This is a genomic window from Marinobacter sp. F4218 (assembly GCF_019443085.1).
GTDB classification, from domain to species: domain Bacteria; phylum Pseudomonadota; class Gammaproteobacteria; order Pseudomonadales; family Oleiphilaceae; genus Marinobacter; species Marinobacter albus.
The window spans coordinates 386,427-405,152 of record NZ_JAHZIL010000003.1; the positions used below are offsets into that span (position 1 = coordinate 386,427).

General features: G+C 50.0%; 16 protein-coding genes. 5 read left to right on the plus strand and 11 right to left on the minus strand.

Annotation, left to right across the window (positions count from 1 at the left end):
• Window positions 1–9: 9 nt before the first annotated feature.
• From pseH to cysC, 7 genes are all read right to left on the minus strand, one after another.
• Window positions 10–519: a UDP-4-amino-4,6-dideoxy-N-acetyl-beta-L-altrosamine N-acetyltransferase gene (pseH, locus tag K0B93_RS05675; RefSeq protein WP_324124070.1), complete on the minus strand. Its 510-nt coding sequence runs from the start codon at window positions 517–519 to the stop codon at window positions 10–12.
• A complete protein-coding gene (gene pseG, locus K0B93_RS05680) occupies window positions 519–1,616 on the minus strand; it encodes a UDP-2,4-diacetamido-2,4,6-trideoxy-beta-L-altropyranose hydrolase (protein WP_219866285.1) in 1,098 nt (365 codons plus the stop codon). Before pseG ends, pseH begins: the two co-directional genes overlap by 1 nt.
• On the minus strand, window positions 1,609–2,310 hold the full coding sequence (pseF, locus tag K0B93_RS05685) for a pseudaminic acid cytidylyltransferase (protein WP_219866286.1): 702 nt from the start codon (window positions 2,308–2,310) through the stop codon (window positions 1,609–1,611). Before pseF ends, pseG begins: the two co-directional genes overlap by 8 nt.
• Window positions 2,307–3,467: a UDP-4-amino-4,6-dideoxy-N-acetyl-beta-L-altrosamine transaminase gene (gene pseC / locus K0B93_RS05690; protein ID WP_219866287.1), complete on the minus strand. Its 1,161-nt coding sequence runs from the start codon at window positions 3,465–3,467 to the stop codon at window positions 2,307–2,309. The genes pseF and pseC overlap by 4 nt, the downstream gene beginning before the upstream one ends.
• Window positions 3,468–3,470: 3 nt before the next feature.
• The gene (gene pseB / locus K0B93_RS05695; RefSeq protein ID WP_219866288.1) at window positions 3,471–4,469 is read right to left on the minus strand and encodes a UDP-N-acetylglucosamine 4,6-dehydratase (inverting); all 999 of its coding nucleotides are present in this window, start codon (window positions 4,467–4,469) and stop codon (window positions 3,471–3,473) included.
• A gap of 133 nt (window positions 4,470–4,602) precedes the next feature.
• Complete coding sequence (locus K0B93_RS05700; protein ID WP_219866289.1) at window positions 4,603–6,372, minus strand: SLC13 family permease; 1,770 nt, start codon at window positions 6,370–6,372, stop codon at window positions 4,603–4,605.
• 10 nt (window positions 6,373–6,382) lie between these two features.
• Entirely contained in the window at window positions 6,383–6,991 is a 609-nt protein-coding gene (gene cysC, locus K0B93_RS05705; protein WP_219866290.1) for an adenylyl-sulfate kinase, read from the minus strand.
• A 93-nt stretch (window positions 6,992–7,084) separates the two neighbouring features.
• Here cysC and K0B93_RS05710 point away from each other — a divergent pair, with 93 nt between their 5' ends.
• From K0B93_RS05710 to K0B93_RS05730, 5 genes are all read left to right on the plus strand, one after another.
• Complete coding sequence (locus K0B93_RS05710; RefSeq protein ID WP_219866291.1) at window positions 7,085–7,825, plus strand: sulfotransferase family protein; 741 nt, start codon at window positions 7,085–7,087, stop codon at window positions 7,823–7,825.
• Window positions 7,826–8,605: 780 nt separating this feature from the next.
• Window positions 8,606–10,165 (plus strand): hypothetical protein, encoded by a 1,560-nt coding sequence (locus K0B93_RS05715; protein WP_219866292.1) that lies wholly within the window; start codon window positions 8,606–8,608, stop codon window positions 10,163–10,165.
• Window positions 10,166–10,412: 247 nt separating this feature from the next.
• Window positions 10,413–11,681 carry a LicD family protein gene (locus tag K0B93_RS05720; protein WP_219866293.1) on the plus strand — a complete coding sequence of 423 codons (1,269 nt, stop codon included), beginning with the start codon at window positions 10,413–10,415 and terminating at the stop codon, window positions 11,679–11,681.
• A 14-nt stretch (window positions 11,682–11,695) separates the two neighbouring features.
• Window positions 11,696–12,151, plus strand: a complete 456-nt coding sequence (locus K0B93_RS05725) for an adenylyltransferase/cytidyltransferase family protein (protein ID WP_219866294.1) — start codon at window positions 11,696–11,698, stop codon at window positions 12,149–12,151.
• A gap of 2 nt (window positions 12,152–12,153) precedes the next feature.
• Window positions 12,154–13,062, plus strand: coding sequence for a hypothetical protein (locus K0B93_RS05730; RefSeq protein ID WP_219866295.1), 909 nt, complete (start codon window positions 12,154–12,156; stop codon window positions 13,060–13,062).
• A gap of 16 nt (window positions 13,063–13,078) precedes the next feature.
• On the opposite strand, the gene K0B93_RS05735 is transcribed toward K0B93_RS05730, so the two are convergent.
• From K0B93_RS05735 to rfbC, 4 genes are read right to left on the minus strand one after another with little or no spacing between them, the layout of a single operon-like run.
• Window positions 13,079–13,960, minus strand: a complete 882-nt coding sequence (locus K0B93_RS05735; RefSeq protein WP_219866296.1) for a WcbI family polysaccharide biosynthesis putative acetyltransferase — start codon at window positions 13,958–13,960, stop codon at window positions 13,079–13,081.
• A gap of 37 nt (window positions 13,961–13,997) precedes the next feature.
• A complete protein-coding gene (locus K0B93_RS05740) occupies window positions 13,998–14,750 on the minus strand; it encodes a sulfotransferase family 2 domain-containing protein (RefSeq protein ID WP_219866297.1) in 753 nt (250 codons plus the stop codon).
• Window positions 14,751–14,773: 23 nt separating this feature from the next.
• Complete coding sequence (locus K0B93_RS05745) at window positions 14,774–18,148, minus strand: glycosyltransferase (RefSeq protein WP_219866298.1); 3,375 nt, start codon at window positions 18,146–18,148, stop codon at window positions 14,774–14,776.
• Window positions 18,141–18,701 carry a dTDP-4-dehydrorhamnose 3,5-epimerase gene (gene rfbC / locus K0B93_RS05750; protein WP_219866299.1) on the minus strand — a complete coding sequence of 187 codons (561 nt, stop codon included), beginning with the start codon at window positions 18,699–18,701 and terminating at the stop codon, window positions 18,141–18,143. Before rfbC ends, K0B93_RS05745 begins: the two co-directional genes overlap by 8 nt.
• Window positions 18,702–18,726 lie beyond the last annotated feature (25 nt).

Sequence of the window (18,726 nt, forward strand, 5' to 3'; positions counted from 1 at the left end):
GCCTACTGGTTACGAATTCGAATTCTGCCACTCTGAAGCAAGAATCCCGAAACAGACAATGTCATGGTATTGCTCACCGTCGAAGAACTGGTCCCGGAGCGTGCCTTCAAGTGTAAACCCCAGCGCGCGGTGGAACCTGATCGAGCGCTCGTTAAATCCAATGGCCTGGCCACAGAGCTTGTGTAACTTCATGGTTCCGAAAGCATGCCCAAGCGCAGCCTGACCCAGTCCGCGCCCTGTCCCACTCCTTGCATCCGGTGCCAGATAAAAGCCCCAGTCGGCGATTGCCGGCCATCGCGTTTCGGAAATATTGACGAAGCCACACGGAATGCCGTCGAGCTCGTATATCAGCAGCGAGACTCCTTGCTCCTTCTGAACGCCCTCAAACCAGCGCTTGTGCTCGTCCGGGGCAATCTCATGACTGCTGTACATATACCTTCGCACATCCGGATGATTACGCCAGGCAAGAACGCGATCGAGATCCCCGGAAACCATCGGCCTCAATTCACCTGTCTTCACTAGGACTCTCCAAGCATTTGCGCAACAACCCGCCTGACGCCCTCACCGTCACACAGAGAGGCGGCTCGATCGCTCATGGCCCGTAACTCAACCGGATCAAGCAACGACCCTACAGCACCGGCCAAGGTTTTCGATACATGCCGCCGTTCCCCAATAGCAAGGGCTGCTCCCGCTCTATCCAGCGCGTCAGTTCCGGGTTTCTGGTTGGCCGCCATCACGATCAACAGGGACGGCAAACCAAGGCAGCATCGCTCCCAGGCGGTCCCCCCGGCGGCACCAATGGCCAGATCCGCGTCAGACATCAGTGATGCCATATCGCCCACATTTACCATCACCCGGGCGCGCAGGCGCATCCTCTGTACCAGCCCCGAAATTTCCTCAGCATGGGGAGAGCCGCCACCCATCACCACGGTAACGTGACAGGATGCCAGCTCCTCAACTGAATCCAGTGCCCGCAGTACATCGCCGGTTACATTCTCGCTATCTACGCCGCCCATGCTCACCAGGATAGTTTTAACGTCCCCGGACCGCCGTCGCGCAAGACTGCGGGCGCGCTTCTGGGCAAATTCAGGTCGCAACAAGGCGTATCTGGGCCCTATCAGTTGCCCCGCGTCCGTGGGCAGCAAACCGTCGTAATCGCTCTGACTTCGCCCGAGATTCTGATCCAGTAAAACATCGCACACGTGGGGTCGATCGGCGAGATCATCAATCACCAACAACGACTCTGCACTGTCGGCAAGAGCCTGCTCCCACCTGGCATCAAGGGCGTAGTGGTCGACGACCAACCAGTCGGGCCGAGCATCCCGGATTTCGGCGATGGTGTCGGCAGCATCGGTTTCCCAGTCCGTCCGAAGCCAGCCTGCATGGCCGGGAAGCGATTCGCTATTCGGGGCTTCGCGTTCCGGCAGCATCCTTACCTCGTGACCTCTGCCACCCACCATGACTGCCAGACTGCCGGGCAACTCGCGCATCACAAAGGTACATTGAGCGCCCTTCTCAGCAAGAGCGGCGGCCAACGTCAGACACCTCATCACATGGCCGGAACCGATTTCCAGGGAAGCATCAACTCTGAAAACGACCCGCAAGTTATCAACCATGGTTATTTCGGGCTTTCAACGCTTCAAACATATACTCCGCGGACGCCCAATCCTCCGGGGTATCCACATCCTGAACCCGATATCGAGGAACCGGCACGGCTACGGAGTCCGCATTGAAGATAACGCGTTCCTCAATCCACGCATCCGCCGTTCCCCAGTAGAACTGACCAGCATCGTGCCACGCCTCCTCCAGATCCTGGGAGCGCGTTGCAAACTGCTCGGGGTAGAACATTTCCACCCGGCCGCCTTGCTTCAATCGCAACGCCCGCTGGATGGGGAAGGCATAACTTGTCACCGAAAAGGCAAAGCTGCACCGGGATTCACGTAATCTCCGTTCACCCTGCTGAAGGTCTTCCGATGCCAGGAACGGCGCGGTGGCATAGATGCAGCACGCATAATCCACGGGGAAACCGCTGTCCAGCAACCAGGAAACTGCGTGTCGAATCACGGGAATCGTGCCGGCATGATCGTCAGACAGTCGCTCCGGCCTCTGAAACGGAACTTCCGCACCATACTCTCGTGCGACGTCTGCGATTTCATCGTCGTCTGTTGAAACGATGATCCGATCGAAACAACCACTTCGCCTTGCGGCGTCAATGGACCAGGCAATCATGGGCTTTCCGCAAAACTGGCGGATGTTCTTTCGAGGTATGCGCTTACTACCTCCGCGCGCTGGTATTATCGCGACCTTCATGCAGTGATCGCCTTCGTTAATGCAGCAACCACGGTGTCCTGCTGTTCAAACGTCAGGCCGTGGAACATGGGAAGACTGATTGCTTCCCGGTAGTAACGCATGGCTTCTGGAAAGTCCTCCGGCGAAAATCCCATGGCTGCATAATAGGGCTGCGTATGCACTGGAATGTAGTGCAAATTGACACCGATCCCCTGCTCTCTCATGGATTCAAAGACTTGCCGATGAGAAGGACCGGCGCCAGTGAGATGCAGGCGCACAACGTACAGGTGGAGCCCCGAATAGCTGTCTGGATGCTGAAAAGGTACCGTCAGCGGAAGATCGGCAAGAAGGTTGTCATAGCGTTTTGCCAACTCGTGACGTTGCGCAACAAAACTGTCGAGCCGATCCATCTGGCTCACTCCAAGCGCTGCCTGGAGCTCGGTCATCCGGTAATTGAACCCCAGATCGACCTGCTGGTAGTACCACGGCCCATCCGGTTCGTGCGTCATTCGGCTCGGATCCCGGGTGATCCCATGGCTTCGCAACAGCTCCATATCAGCGGCAAGCTCCGGGTCGTTGGTCACGGCCATGCCGCCTTCTGCGGTTGTCACTATCTTGACCGGATGGAAGCTGAAAACTGTGATATCGCTGTAGCGACCGTTCCCGACGAACTCGCCCCTATATTTCCCGCCAATGGCGTGGGACGCGTCTTCAATCACTCTAAAACCGTAGCGATCGGCCAGCGTCTTGATCGCCGCCATGTCACACGGCTGTCCACAGAGATGAACTGCTACAACTATCTTCGGTAATTTACCTTCCGCCTCCGCGCGCTTGAGCTTTTTCTCCAGTGCCTGGGGGCAGAGGTTGTATGTTGCGGGGTCAATATCGACAAAATCCACCCTGGCTCCGCAGTAAAGACCGCAATTGGCGGATGCCACAAACGTCACGGGCGACGTCCAAAGCCAGTCCCCTTCCGACAACCCCAGCGCAGCACACGCGATATGCAGTGCGGACGTAGCGCTGTTCACCGCCACACCGAAGCGGGCGCCGACGTGTTCCGCTACTTTCTTCTCAAAGGCCGGGACTTTCGGCCCCTGAGTCAGGAAGTCAGATTGCAACACCTCAACAACGGCATCGACATCCTGCTGGGTAATCTCCTGCCGACCGTAGGGAATCATGGATCACAGGCTCCCGATCTTTTCTCGGTTCGAATCGATCCAGGCCTGCAACTCCCCTTCGGACATCCACTCAGAATTATTGTCACTGGAGTAGATAAACCCTTCCGGGACTCTTTTGCCGTCCTTGATCCGGTTCGCATCCGAACTCCAATCGTGGATCGCCGGTAAGATCTTGAAATGTTCCGGATACTCGTAGGTATAGTAGGCGTCTTCGGCACCAATCATCTGTTCGTGGAGTTTTTCGCCGGGGCGGATGCCAACAATCTCCTGCTCCGCATCGGGTGCGACCACCCGGGCCAGGTCCGTTACTTTCATCGAGGGGATTTTCTTCACGTAGATCTCGCCGCCTTCCATGTCCTCAAACGCATGCCAGACCAGCTCAACGCCGTCTTCGAGCGAAATCATGAAGCGCGTCATTCGCTCATCGGTAACAGGCAGAACACCTTTATCCCTGAGCGACATGAAGAAAGGAATGACCGAACCCCGGGAGCCCATCACATTCCCGTACCGCACCACGGAAAAGCGGGTCTCATGGCTGCCCGCGTAAGAATTACCGGAAACAAACAGCTTATCCGAGGCGAGTTTGGTCGCACCGTATAGATTGATGGGGCTGCTTGCCTTGTCGGTGGAGAGTGCCACAACGCGCTTAACGCCCTTATCGATACAGGCATCAATGAGGTTCATCGCACCATTGATGTTGGTCTTGATGCACTCGAACGGGTTGTATTCTGCCGTCGGGACAATCTTTGTCGCGGCGGCGTGCACCACATAATCAACGCCATCGAGAGCGCGGTATAGCCGGTCCTTGTCGCGAACGTCGCCAATAAAAAAACGAACGCGATGATCGCCGGTGAATTTCTTTGCCATCTCCCACTGCTTCATCTCGTCCCTGGAAAAAATGATAACGCGCCTCGGATTGAATTTCTCAAGGAGCATGGGCACAAAGGTGTGGCCGAACGAGCCAGTGCCGCCAGTGACAAGGATAGAGCTGTTGTTAAACATGGATAATGAATCGCCTCAGTTCAGTTGTTTTGGATCAGGCACCCGCGTAGAAGCATTACCTCTGGCCGATGATAAAAGAAAAAAGGGGCGAGATCTTCCCGAGCCGCCCCGCTCGCTCAAGAACCGGAAATATTCAAAGTGGCCAGAAAACCGGAATAAGGAATACGGCGATCAGGCCGACGAGAAGACTAAGCGGTAAACCGACTCGCATGTAATCCGAGAAGCGGTAGCGCCCTGGGCCATAGACCATCAAGTTTGTCTGATAGCCAAGCGGTGTAATAAAACTTGCAGAGGCAGCAAACATGACTGCCACCGCGAAGGGCAAGAAGCTGACCCCCAGATGCTCGGACAAGGCCAGCGCTATCGGGAACATCAAGACTGCAGCAGCATTGTTGGTGATTACCTCGGTAAACACCGCTGTCAGTACATACACGACGACCAGCGCCATCCAGGGAGAGTAACCGTCGCCATCACCCAGAAGCGCACCCGCTATTACTGATGCAGCGCCGGTCTCTGACATGGCATTACCCAGCGCAAACGACGCTCCGATCACAACAAGCACTGGCAAATCAACACTTCGCCTGGCACGACTGGCAGTGATACACCGGAAAACAATCATCGCGCCGGCGGCAATGAAAGCAGCTTCCATAATGCTCAGCAATCCGCTGGCACTAACCAGCACCATACCCAGCAGTATGCAAAGCGCCAATGGTGCCTTGTGAAAATCGGGAGGCGTGGAGTCATTCAGCGCACTGACCAGCAAAAAATCCCGACGGAACCTGTACTGTTCCGCAAACTCATGACTTGCCTCCAGCAGGAGCGTATCGCCCATCTTGAACTGGATATCACCAAGCTTGCCAGCCACCCGTCGGCCCTCACGGGACACCGAAAGAATCACGGCACTGAAACGGGAACGGAAACGACTATCCCGCACCGTCTTCCCAAGTGCCGGGAACTCTGGCCCCAATACCACTTCCACCAGACAGCGCTGGTGATTAGCAATATCCAGCTTATGGACACTGGCATTGGCCGGCCGCAAACCATGAATGCGGCGGAGCTCACTGGCGCACTCCGGAGCACCCACAAAGTAGAGTTTGTCGCCTGGCTGCAAAGTACGGTCCGGTTCCACGGCAGTGATTAACCGCCCCTTCCTGTCGATTTCGGTCAGATAGCCGTAGGTGAGAGCCCTCAGGCCCGCCTCAGCAATGGTTTTACCAACGAGCGGACCGGGGCTTACTACCTCAACTTCAACGCCATATTCGCGGACTGCTTCCAACTCTTCTTTGAGCCCGCCTCTATCTGGCAGTAACCTGGCCCCAAACAGCACGAGGAAAAGGCCACCGGTCAACAATAAAGGCACGCCGACCCATGCCAGTTCAAACAATCCAAGACTGATACCGAGGCGGCTCTGCAGCATGCCATCCACTACCAAGTTGGTACTGGTGCCAATCAATGTGCAGGTACCGCCAAGGATTGCCGCATAACTTAAAGGAAGGAGAAGCTTCGAGGCAGGAATCTGTAACCGTCGGGCCCAGTCCTGAATGGCTGGGATAAACATCGCTACGACAGCGGTGTTGTTCATGAACGCACTCAGCACTCCGGTGGGCGCTACCATGCGTAACTGAGCGCCTCTCACGGAGGCCGGGTGACCCAATAATTTGCGAGCAATCCATTGTACGGCACCGGTTTCTTTCAGACCGGCAGCAACGATGTACAACGTGGCAATGGTAATGACGCCCGGGTTTCCAAAGCCCGACAGTGCCGAGCCGGGCGACAGAACCCCGGAGATCACCAGCACGGCGAGTGCGGCCATCAAGGTCAAATCCGCAGATACACGCGTAAATACCAGGGTGCAAAGCACTGCCCCCAAAGTGCCGAGGGTGAAAATAGCATCCCACTCCACCTGGAGCTCCTTACCTTGGACGTTCGAGAATCAGATTTCGATCCTGAAGGTACTGGATAAGTTGTTCCACGCACTCATCCACGCTTTGTGACGAGGTATCGAGGACAACCTCAGGGCTTTGGGGGGCCTCGTAGGGCGAGTCGATCCCCGTGAAGTGCCGAATCTCCCCTGCGCGCGCTTTCCGGTAAAGCCCTTTCGGGTCCCGCTCTTCGCAGGTCTCGATCGGGGTATCCATGAATACCTCAACGAACTCACCGGCCGGAAAAAGATTTCTGACCAATCGCCGATCGCTTGTGAACGGAGAAATAAACGCACTCAAAACAATCAGGCCCGCATCGGCAAATAGCTTGCTCACCTCACCGATCCGACGAATATTCTCGACGCGATCCGCATCGGAGAACCCCAGATCCCGATTCAGGCCATGACGAACATTGTCACCATCCAGCAGGAAGGTATGATACCCCCGCCGATAGAGCGCTACATCAAGTGCATTGGCGATGGTAGACTTCCCCGAACCGCTCAGCCCTGTGAACCAAAGAAGGCATGGCCGTTGATTTTTGGGGTCTGATCGCTCGGCGCGGGTTACTTTGTGGTTGTGCCAGACGATGTTGTTGCTCAAAACGAAGTCCCTTGAAAATGCATAAGATTAGTTCGGGCAGCAATATATCAGAAAAGAATCCCCAAATGCTCAGAGTACGGGAGAGTTGTTTGCATGTTAGTTAATTTCCTCGTGGCCGGTACACAGAAAGGCGGAACGTCTGCTCTTGATGCCTATCTAAGGGAGCATCCGCAAATCTGCATGGCAAACCGAAAAGAGGTACATTTTTTCGACAATGAGGCCGCTTTCGCTAACGGCGCAGCAAACTATAAAACCTACCATGCAGCTTTCAGCCCCACGAAAGATCACACCACCATTGGAGAATCCACGCCCATATACATGTATTGGGAGCCGGCACCAAGAAGGATCTGGGAGTACAACCCGGATATGAAGATCATACTGACCCTGCGGAATCCAATAGATAGAGCATACTCACATTGGAATATGGAAACAGCACGCGGTAAAGAGTGTGTTTCTTTCAAGTCCGCAATTATCCACGAGAATGAGCGCTCCAGAGAGGTCTTGCCAAACCAGCATCGCGTTTACTCATATACTGACAGAGGCTTCTATTCTTATCAGTTAAAACGACTATGGCATTACTTCTCAAAGGAAAACACGTTGATCCTCCGCCACGAGGAACTTAAAACCAGTCCGAATCACACACTCAGAAAAGTAACGGATTTCTTAGGCTTGGCCCCTCTTCCAACCGTCCACCCAAAAGAAGTTCATAGAATCGACTATCAGAGCGTAATGTCTCAAGAAGAGAGAGAACTGCTTTTCAGCATTTTTCAAAATGAAATCGCTGAGATTGAACGTTTGCTAGATTGGGACTGCACAAATTGGAGAGCAATCTGACCCTGACAGATTTTTTCCACCCAAGCCCCTCCCTGAGCCCCGGGCACTGCATCGTAACTAAAGCGAACGCTTGGCTACATTAGCTAAAAGCGAGAGAGTCATTATTTCATCAGGCACATTAGCTCGGCCCGCTTTTTTGCGAGGCCCATTACCCGTTCACGCTGCGTTGACGTGCATCTCTTGCATCACCGTGCTACAACTCAAAATGTGTGTTCTCGGCCTGAAGATACCAAGAATGACCAAATCCAAAAGTTTGAGGACGCTAAGCTGGACCTTCAAACCCTCGACGTATCTGACACTTACCCACAGACGCTTCCAGAGCCTGTTAGATAGTGAAACTGCCAAGCCGAACGACGGAAAGTCCGCAACCTGAGCGAAAGACCTCTTCGTCAAAGTCCACAACAGTGATAGACTCAGTCGCCGTGTAAAACGCTTTAGATTAGCATCTACGGGACCGTCGCCGTAAATATTGCAAAGCGCATTCTCCAGGAAATCAATCGGAAGCTTATCGATTTCTTGTTTTTCTTCAGCTCAATGTCAATTATTCAACTACCAGAAACCTATGAGAAAACATCTCCCTCACCCCCTCCTGGCGACCAACGGTTCTCAGTCCTAACCATGACCCCTGCCAACACTACAGATCAGTTATGGCTCGCACGACTGGGCGGCAGATTCTTGGCGAAAACGCCAATCCTTACGACGTCCGTGTACCTGTTAAATCTCGTGACACAATTCACGTTGCTTGCGTCCTTTTTGTTGCCCCTAAAGATCGTTATGCTCATGGGCACTGCTGGTCTTCCCGGATTTTTACCCGACTACTTTTCGCAATTCAATAAACAAAATCTCATTATGGCGCTGAGCCTACTCGCTGTATCTTTTTACGGCGTGAATATCGTCGCTCAAAAAACATCCAGATCGGCGCTCAAGGCTGCTACGCTCAAAATTCTCTCGAGTATCGACAAAGTTCCCCTATTCGAGAATCAAAACGGAATTGCGGAGACTGCGTACCAAAAATCACTCGAGATAGCATCGCAACTCAGTTTTTTCACCCTTGCTTTGATGGCAGTTTTTTACATCTATCCAGAGCTCGCATTCGTGAACCTCTCCGTTTCTATGGGCATCACAGCCTTTTTTATTTCTGCCCAATTTAAAAGAGCGGACGACATTGAAAAAAAGCGTTCAAAGCTCAATGCTCTTAACAAACTTCCAGGGTTAGGATTTCTGATTTCGTTTGCATTTATCGTCTCAGATTACCTTTTTTTTAGCCCCCCAAATCTATTGTTCGCGCTGCTTTCTTTAATCATCACTCGCCAGTCCTTTGCTAAGTTGATCAACTCATTCCGCTTTATCGACCAACTCTATGATCAGAAGCATAAAATCAGTTCAATTTTTCTTGAACACGAACCGATTGCGCCTCCGCCCAATGTAAACGAAACACCTTTCTGGGGATTGCTAAAACCTGAAAATTCAGCGATTTGGTTACCTGAAGTTATATCCCTTTCATCCGGATCTGACAAAGTGCAGATAGGGTCTTACAAATGGATACAGTCCGGTTTAAAAAATATCATCTGCATGAAAGTGAACCTTAAAGATTCCCGTAAAGCATTTCTGATCAAAATCTTCAACAAAAAACTGGCCAGAAAAGCTCTGCACGAGGCGACACTACTAGTAGACAAGCCATGTGAATTGCCCTCAGTCCCACTGTTGGCCGCTACTATGGTAAGAGGATTTCATTGCCATGTGTTTGATATCACGGACACAGATCAAGGTTCGCAAACTAACCCTCGTTACTGGCAGGCACAATTCAAAAAGAAGCTCGCTACTGTCAAGCCGCCTCTGACTTTGGAGCGTCGCTACAGGAAATCACTTCCGCTACTTCCTTTACGCCTGAACTCAGAACTTTTCGATCGACTAGAATTGGTCGCAGAAGACCATGAGAAATTAAAAGTTAAGCTACTGTCGTCGCAATTAACAAAACTGAAAAATTTAATATCGCAACAAAGAATGTCAATTGTTAGCGAGCCGAAAAAGGAACAATTAATCTGCTCAAATGACGGAGATATCCTCAGCTTTCACTGGGCTGACTGGAGTATTGAACCTTATGGGACCGGACTCTCCCTTGCCGAATCGGGAGAGACTGGAGAAGAATTGAATCAGCCTGCCTCTTCGTTGGGTGAAAAGCCATCAGAGGACAGTCTATTATTGTTAATATCCTTAGTGTCTCAATTGGAGAAGCACTTCGCTCAGCAACAATACAGAAGCGCTTTGAATTTAATACCCTCCATTCTCGAATGCCTGGATAACGAAAAGATCCGTTCCAAACACACTTACGCGCACTAGATTGATGAATATAATTCTTAAGGCACTACACCGCATAAGGCTTCTAAATTGTTCCACACGGAAACATAGGCCGGCCGACCCGCCATTTGGCTATGGAATCTTTCGATTAGAATTGCCCCTTAATGCTAATTTCGATGAATTAGCTATTTCACTCACAAAGCCAAACTACCTTCACCTGTCCAAGATTTCAGTAAAGACGGGGGGAGAATGGGTAAATGTATCTGATTTACCGATTAAGGAGGCTTTCTTGAGCTCCACGAATCAAGACCGAACGAACTTTGGCATTGATGCCTGGCTTGATAAAAGAACTGCATTTTTCTCCACAAAATTTGAGACTAACCCTCGCCTGAAAATCAGCTTTCGAACCTCAATAAAAATCGATGGAATTAAAGTTGAAAATCGCCGCGATGGACTCTGGGAAAGAGCACAAAATCTTGCGATCGAGTTCTCTAGTAAAACAGATGAAACGCGCTTTTCGTTGGATTTTTCGGATACCGAGATTAAAGATAAAGCCCGCAATCATTTGCTTAAAAACATACGAGATGTCGCACTCGGCGAATCCTTAGAAGTCACCAACGAACAGAAAAAGCTTTTCTTAGGTGATTTTGGTGATGAATTCTTCTGCAACCCCTCAGCCAGGGAAATTAATAAGTACATTACCTATGTCGTTGATAAGTTGTCATTCAAAACAGAATTCAATATTACCCTCTTACTTTATTTATTTAGGGAGCTATCTGCTTTCTGTTATTTTTCATCAGAACATAACACTCTGAACTTCGCGATACTTAACCTCTATATAGCCGCGATAGACCCTCGCTCCAAAGAGGCAAGCCGGGCTGCCTTTAAAGTAATTCAAGCTAGCAGCGAAAGTGATCGGAATATTGCAAAAACCAAGCTGAAAAAATTTGGTAACATCCATTTCGGTTACCCTCTAGTTATCGGACCTCACATGGTCTCCCGATCATTGAGATCGTGGCCCAAACGATTATTACTCGATACCATTGAAAGACTCGTATCTAGTACTGCTCAAACAGGACTTGGAGAAACAATTGTTTGCTATGGTACACTCCTTGGACTCTACAGAGATGGCGATTTCATTGAGCACGATGACGACATTGATCTTTTATTTATTTTTAAAAATGAGATCTGTCAAAACAAAGACCATCTCCTGGAAACTCATTTGAAGACCTTGGTCAGGGCCATCCAAGAAAAAGGTTTTCGCGTGAAAATCGCAGGGGTAAATGAGCAAAATTATTACCCGTTCCTCCAGATTTTCGATAAGGACCATGCAGTCCATGTCGATCTTTTTCTCGGCTACAACGACGGTCAAAACGTCGACTTGCCTATGCAGAACGTCAAATACGAGGCCGTGCCTAAAGACGCGATTCTTCCGATTCTCCGATGGACCTACCAAGACAGATCACTTAACGTACCGAACGATATCGAAGCTTTTCTAGAATACCGGTATGGGAAGACTTGGAAAACGCCCGATATCTTCTTTAGGCAAAACGAGTGAAACGAGCTTAAGAAATGAAAACAGTTATCACGTATGGCACATTTGACCTTTTCCATTCAGGGCACGTTAAGCTTTTGAACCGCTTACGCGATCTGGGCGACAGGCTGATTGTTGGTTGTTCAACAGATTCATTCAACAGAATCAAAGACAAGCGCACGGTGTACCCTTATGAGCAGCGTAAAGAGATTCTTGAGGCATGCCGATATGTAGACAAGGTCTTTCCTGAGAACACCTGGGAGCAAAAACGTGAGGATATCTTGAGAGAGGGCGCAGATATTTTTGCCATGGGAGACGACTGGGCAGGTTATTTCGACGACCTTTCCGAGGTTGTTCAAGTCATCTATCTGCCGAGGACCCCAGACATATCCTCTACCGATATCAAGCAACTGATTGGGATTACGAATCAAGAGAGGCTTAAAGAAGCTTTAAATCTAGTTCAAAGGCTGGACAAAGTGGTCAGGAAGCTCTAAAAATGAAAAAGACGGTTGTCATTCACCTAGGCTCTTACAAAACTGGAACAAGCAGCATCCAGAATTGGCTATACAATAATAGGCAACAACTTCATTCAAAGAGTATCGAATTCCCACTTGAAGGCTTGCTTCTGACAGAGCCAGACGTGGGAATCAGACATCATAAGTTAGTATACGGAGAGCAATGGCAGAAAAATTGTCTTTCTCTGGCTCAGTATATTCGTAATACTGAATTCACTACATATGTCCTTTCTGAGGAAGCTTGGTCCCGCCCAACAACAAAACCTAAACTTGATTTCCTTGTCGCAGCTTTACGGTCCAACGACATTAAAGTGGCGGGAGTTATTTATTTAAAAAATTATTATAAATTTATTCGAAGTTATTATCGAGAGTTTTGCCTACGGCGCGGAAATGAAAAAGATTTTAGATCATTCTATGACGCCTACAAAATGGGCTTGTTCAACTACTATAGAGTAGCTTCTAGCCTAAACTCAGTTTTGAAAAACAATGTTAGCTTTTTAAACGTTGACTCGCTTAACGACGTAACTGTTGACTTCGTGAACAGGATAGGAATAAAGCTGAACGGAACTCTCAGAGAACGTTATAATAAGGGAATCGGTCCCGCCGAAGCTGAAATTTTCCGACTGGTAAACTCACGAGATATCAATACGGATTTTTCCGAGGCTACGCGAAGAGTGGAGACTGTCTTTGGTAAATCTATTGAAAAATTAAACGAAAGTTTCATCGAAGACACAAGCTTCATTCCAAAATTCGAAAGATCCTATAAGAAAAAACTAATGAAGGAGTTGGGTTGGACTTTCGAAGAGGTCGACAACTTATTCACTATCGACGACACAGCTTCTGACAAACTGGACGCATCTTCTATTTCCAAAAAAATTCATAGGGTTTGAAGCGAACTTAGCAAGCCTAATTACCTTTACCACTTAGGTTGAGCGTGGAATCGAGTGTTTCGTATATGTCGTAAAAGCAGGATACCAGCTCGGAGGCATTGTATTCTTTTCTTTTATTTCTAATAGCCACGAAATCATCTTTAAAGAAATATTCCACTCCCTTAAAGGTTGTAAAGTCTCCGTCGGGCAGTCCTGTAGCGGGATTCGCCAGTGGTACAAATTGGTCTAGTGCTTCACGATCCCTCGCCGGAAAGAATTTCCATTTCTCACTAATATTGGCGGCAGCTAATATTCTTTTGGCGTAACGCCTTATAAGAAACATTGAAGGGTGGTTAAATGTAAAGAACAAACGCTTCTTCGTTTGGTACTTATCAATAACGTCGGTAATTTTAACGTCCACTATTTCCTCACGTTCACGAAGTAAATCTAGAGAGTGACTCGGTTCGGAAACATATTTTTGATTGTACTCTTCACTCAAAATCCTTGAGCTCGCTTCCGATATCGATTTACCAGATTGCCACGCATCAAAAATAGTACGATTGTGATAATCCCCCATAGGGCCTTTTAATGGCCCTTTACCTGGTATTCGGATATAAAACCAGTCGGGCGTATAACCAGTGAAATACAAGTTTACGATGGAAAGAACTTTTTTACCATAACGCTCTTTCAGGACACTCGTACGCACGAATTCACACGGATATGAGTCGAAAACCAACTGAGAAACAATCAGGTCAGCTTCGTCAAAGGCTGGCTGATACTCTTCGAAATTTTCGTTTTTTAGCAAATGAACAATTGCAGTCGTTGTGACATCTATTCTCGGATTCAGGGATTCAAGAATTTTCGCAAGAGGTCTTGCTTGGCAGTTCCCTACAACCACAATTTTTATCTTTTCCTTCATAAATATCTCGAGATATTGCTAAATTTTCTATCAAATGTCAGATTGTCAAGGAATTAAGCTTTTCATTCACCACTTCATACAGGGCCATATCATAAGCATTACCTGACACAACTTCTGCTAATACCGGTCGAAGTTGGTCTAGCGCCTGCCGGAGCTTTTCTTCAGTAGGTGCCTGGTTAGTTACGTTTTTCTTTTGAAAGGTAAATTCAACCCCCGGGAAATATTTTGATAGGCTTTGCGAGATATAACTGAAACTTTCGTCAAAACGTTCAACCGTTCCAATCAGAGCCTTCTCGTTGACCACGATATCGAGAGCACGCTGGAAAATTCGCATGTTCACAGCCTCATGTGCGTGCAGGTTCCGAGTTCGTCCGATATACGCCGTTTGATAATCAAAAATTACCTTGGGTGCCTCGGGCGTCATGCGCCACCGAACATAGTCCTCCAGAGACAGCTTGGAGGCCATCTCCGCCCCTTTCGAGCCTCGTTTCTGCTTCCGCTCAAAATTGTAAACAGAGAGCACCCTGTCGATAGGATTGCGAACAAAATAAACCGGAATACACTTAAATTCATCCGATTCAGGCAGCGGATTACACAAATGATGACTGGATATCGCCTTGAGATTGGGGTTATCCAGAATAAACTGCTTCAGGTATTCCGCCCCACCCTGACGCATGTCCTTATCATCCCGATGGTCGCAAAAGTCCTTGCCGAATGCTTTCTCAAGAGCATAGTCAAAAGTGGTTCCGGCATTCTTGAAGATATGACCGTGAGTAATTACGTAACGCATAAACTATCTGTTCTCAGTTTGAATCAATTAAGGAAATCGGCAGTGATGACTTCCTGGACTTTTGCCTGACCGAAGTTCTGTTCAATATACTCCTGATATTTGCTCAGGAACCTTGCACATTCCTCAGGCTCGTTATAGAGCGTAAGTAGCTGGCGAGTCATTTCTCGTGGCTCATCCGCAATCGCCATAACTTCAGCAGCGTCAGGCAGGCCTTCAGCGCCAATACTTGTGGTGGATATGGGCACTCCCGCCTGCAATGCTTCCAGGATTTTTCCTTTAACACCGGCACCAAACCGCAAAGGCACCACGCAAACCCGGACCTGCTGATACAGTTCGGTCAGGTCCTCATCCGACAGAAAACCGTAAATTTTCACATGGTCATTTGCGAGGTCCTTGATGCTATCAGGTACCGAGGATCCAACCACATGCAAGCAAATATCCGGAATCTCCTTTACCAGAGACGGCATTACTTCGCTCAAAAACCAGTGCACCCCATCGCTGTTGGGAGGGTGGCCGAATCCGCCTACAAACAGCAATCCGTGGCGGTCCTGGTGATGGTATCTGCTGAGATCAGGAGTATTAAGCAAGTAAAGCGGGATTGCGGATACGTCAGTCGCCGGGGACACCCGTTTGACCTCAGCCACCTCAACTTCAGACGGATAATAAACCTTATCGACCTTCTTAAAGATCGCCAGCTCGCGCTTCTTCCAGTCCTCCGCGTCCGAAATGACGGCCTTATCACCTTTCAGCTCAGCCTCGCGAGCTGTGCGGAGGTAATGCAAATCGTGACCGAAGTAGATCAGCTTCGGTTTCGGCTTCAGTGTGGTCATGTGATCGACAAAATCTTCTGTGATATGCGGCCTGTGCAGGTATATCACGTCGATGTATTGGGCATTGTCACTAAACCAGGTTTTCCAACTGCGTGCATACTTCTCCCCTAACAAAACCTCGACCCCAAGTTGTTGAAGGCTCCGGGTATAGGGCTGATGGGGGAAGAAATTGGCAGGCACGAACTTGACGTTCAGCCCCGCGTCGACCATGGACTTAACATACAGATATGTTGACCGTGAGCCGGCATCCTTGTCATAGAAGGGGACGTAATGATCAACAAACACCACGGTACGCTTGGCGGCCGAGCGTTCCCTGGCCTGGAAGACGTTCTGGGCGTTGGGAAAATGCTCTTTCTCAAGCACATCCTGCCACTTCTCCCGGAACACCTCTTGGTTGATGGCCTGGTGCTTCTTGATGCCACTGCCAACGTCGGTGCCATTACTCACGCCCTCAAAGTGAACCACCTCAGACTCTGGCTGGAAGAGTACCTTGAGGCCACGGGCGCGCATTTGAAAGGCCAGATCCGTGTCTTCGTAATAGGCAGGTTTGAACCGTTCATCGAAGCCACCAAGCTCATCCCAGACCTGCTTTTCAAACAGGATGCAGGCCCCGGATATATAGTCCGTTTCCCGCACATAATTGAACTCGGGCTGATCCGGGGACTGGCCCCTGCCATAGTTCCAGCCGGATGCATCGTTCCACACAATGCCACCGGCTTCCTGCAGCACCCCATTCTCAAACAACAATTTGGGGCCAACAATCCCGGCTTTGGAGTCAGCCTTCATGGTACTCACCAGTGCACTCAGCCAGCCTTTCTGCACATTGGTATCGTTGTTCAATAGCACCATATACTTGCCACGGGCATGGGCTACCGCGTTATTACAGTTGCCGAGAAAACCGAAGTTTTCCTCGCCTCGCACCACCCGGATGTTGTGAATGCGATTCTCAATGGAACTTGTGATATCCGTTGAGCAGTCATCGGCAACAATCACCTCGTAATTCACTTCGCCCGTATGTTCGAGTACCGCCTTCAAACATGACAGCGTCGTTTGGTACTGGTTGTAGACGGGAATAACGATTGAGACTTCAGGATTACCGATTTGCGGGAAGGTGAGCTCCATCTGTTCAGGCATAGTTTCCGGCGGAAAGATTTCGGGCTTCCGGCTTGCCGAATAACCAGCCGGGAAACGTGCGCTTACCCAGGCGCGAGCCGTGGACGAATCGGCCAGAAATACCGTTTGCAACAGCTTCTTGATCCGATAGACGCTCACCAGCCGAAGGCTGGAATAAGGGTGCCGAATGAAGTAACGGAGGATCCGGGCGATCATCCTTAGCCGTCCTGGTTCAACATCCGCGAATTCCAACGCGGAAGTTACGTCGCTGGCAATGAACTCCCGGCTGTCTTCTATAATCTGGCCATAGAAACTTTTCGAGCTGGGTCGAAGTCGCAACAAACGGTACACCCATTCCACCAAAGCAAATATCCGTCCTAGCCCGGAACGGTCGAAAAAATAGAGTCTGGAATAGAGGTGCTTCCGGCGAACATCTAATTCTTCAACCTCTTTGCGAAGTTCGCTGGTCTTAGCTTCGAGCTGTGCTTTTGCCTGAATCTCGGTATTGAGCTCGCGTCGTAACCGGTCCGACTCACGAAGCCCGGCTATTTCCGCCCTTTCCAGCCGATCGACGTAGCCCATCACCGGAGCATACTGTGTAAATCTCTCACGCAGCTGCTGACATCGTTCATTAAGAGTCTTGCCGGTTTTACTTTTGGTACAGCCTGACGCCACATCCAGCAGCACCCCATAAAGATCTGCAACAAATGGCGGGACTACATCCCCGTCTCCTAGGGCCTCAGCGTATTTGCTATGACGCAAATCCGTCGAAAGAAACTCACTGACGTACTCCTGGTACTCTGCACTCTCAAGATCTGGTGCCGCAAGGCCCAACGGCTCTGCCATCCTACTAAGCTCGCGAGCCGGGCTCTCCATAAATCGGTCATAATCCACCACAACGAATGGCCGAGCAGTGCCATAGAGAAGCGCATTGCAGGAATGCTTCATCCAGAGGCAAAAGGATTTCTCACGTGCGAATTCATTCCGTCTGGCAAGAGAATCGGCCACACTGCGAGGATTTCGCAGTGTAATGAGATATCTGTCATCCAGATCAAGCTCGGCAAAAACTTTCTGCCAGAAGGGCAAGAGATTGACGGTTCTTGGATCCTTGAAGGCAAAAACATCGGTATTTGCCAGTCGATCTCTTAGTAGGGCAACAGCATCGTCGTACTCTTTAGCAAGCTCTTCCCCGGTCAAAGCGTGTTCCGGCACCTCACCTAAGGCATCCCAGGCAGAATCCAGCCTCTCAAGAATCCGTTCATTGATCCGATAGCAACCAAGATCTTCCCAGAACCCTTTTTCATTATCCCCTTTGATACCCGCCATGAGTTCGGGGCCCAGATCAGCACCGAGCGCCTGCAAACCACGTGTTATCGCGCTGGTTCCGCTGCGATGCATGCCCAGAACCACAATAACGCATTTTTTCCTAACGGGATGTTGAGATTGATCAGTCAAAGAGATCCCCAGCCTGCTTCAAATCATCCAATGTCGGCGCCTCAGCATCCTTACCAGACAACTGAAACTCCCCGGCTTCGGGCCAGATAACCCCAACCTCAGCATCGTCCCACCGCAAGCTCCTCTCATGATCCGGGGACCAATAAGCATCTACCTTATACTGAACTTCCGCCGCTTCGCTGGTCACCAGGAAAGCATGGCCAAAGCCGGCTGGTACCCATAGCTGCTTCTTGTTCCCAGCGCTCAAAACCACGCCGGTCCACTGCCCGAATGTCGGCGAGCTCTTGCGCAGGTCAACGGCGATGTCATAGATCTCGCCGGCGGTCACACGCACCAGTTTGCCCTGCGCAGCTTCTCCAGTCTGGAAGTGAATGCCACGCAGTACACCCCGAGCCGAACAGGAGTGATTATCCTGAACGAACACAACTTCCCGACCAACCGCATCGGCAAATTTCTGATGATTGAAACTTTCGGTAAACCAGCCGCGCTCGTCGCCAAACACGGGTGGCTCCAGGATCAGTACCCCATCGAGGGATGTCTTTGTAACTTTCATGATTTGCCTTGCAACCTTTTGTAAT

Coding starts and splice junctions, on each gene's coding strand:
- pseG (WP_219866285.1), bottom strand. CDS start 1,616: ATGGTTGATAACTTGCGGGTCGTTTTCAGAGTTGATGCTTCCCTGGAA.
- pseF (WP_219866286.1), bottom strand. CDS start 2,310: ATGAAGGTCGCGATAATACCAGCGCGCGGAGGTAGTAAGCGCATACCT.
- pseC (WP_219866287.1), bottom strand. CDS start 3,467: ATGATTCCCTACGGTCGGCAGGAGATTACCCAGCAGGATGTCGATGCC.
- pseB (WP_219866288.1), bottom strand. CDS start 4,469: ATGTTTAACAACAGCTCTATCCTTGTCACTGGCGGCACTGGCTCGTTC.
- K0B93_RS05710 (WP_219866291.1), top strand. CDS start 7,085: ATGTTAGTTAATTTCCTCGTGGCCGGTACACAGAAAGGCGGAACGTCT.
- K0B93_RS05715 (WP_219866292.1), top strand. CDS start 8,606: ATGGGCACTGCTGGTCTTCCCGGATTTTTACCCGACTACTTTTCGCAA.
- K0B93_RS05725 (WP_219866294.1), top strand. CDS start 11,696: ATGAAAACAGTTATCACGTATGGCACATTTGACCTTTTCCATTCAGGG.
- K0B93_RS05730 (WP_219866295.1), top strand. CDS start 12,154: ATGAAAAAGACGGTTGTCATTCACCTAGGCTCTTACAAAACTGGAACA.
- K0B93_RS05735 (WP_219866296.1), bottom strand. CDS start 13,960: ATGAAGGAAAAGATAAAAATTGTGGTTGTAGGGAACTGCCAAGCAAGA.
- K0B93_RS05740 (WP_219866297.1), bottom strand. CDS start 14,750: ATGCGTTACGTAATTACTCACGGTCATATCTTCAAGAATGCCGGAACC.
- rfbC (WP_219866299.1), bottom strand. CDS start 18,701: ATGAAAGTTACAAAGACATCCCTCGATGGGGTACTGATCCTGGAGCCA.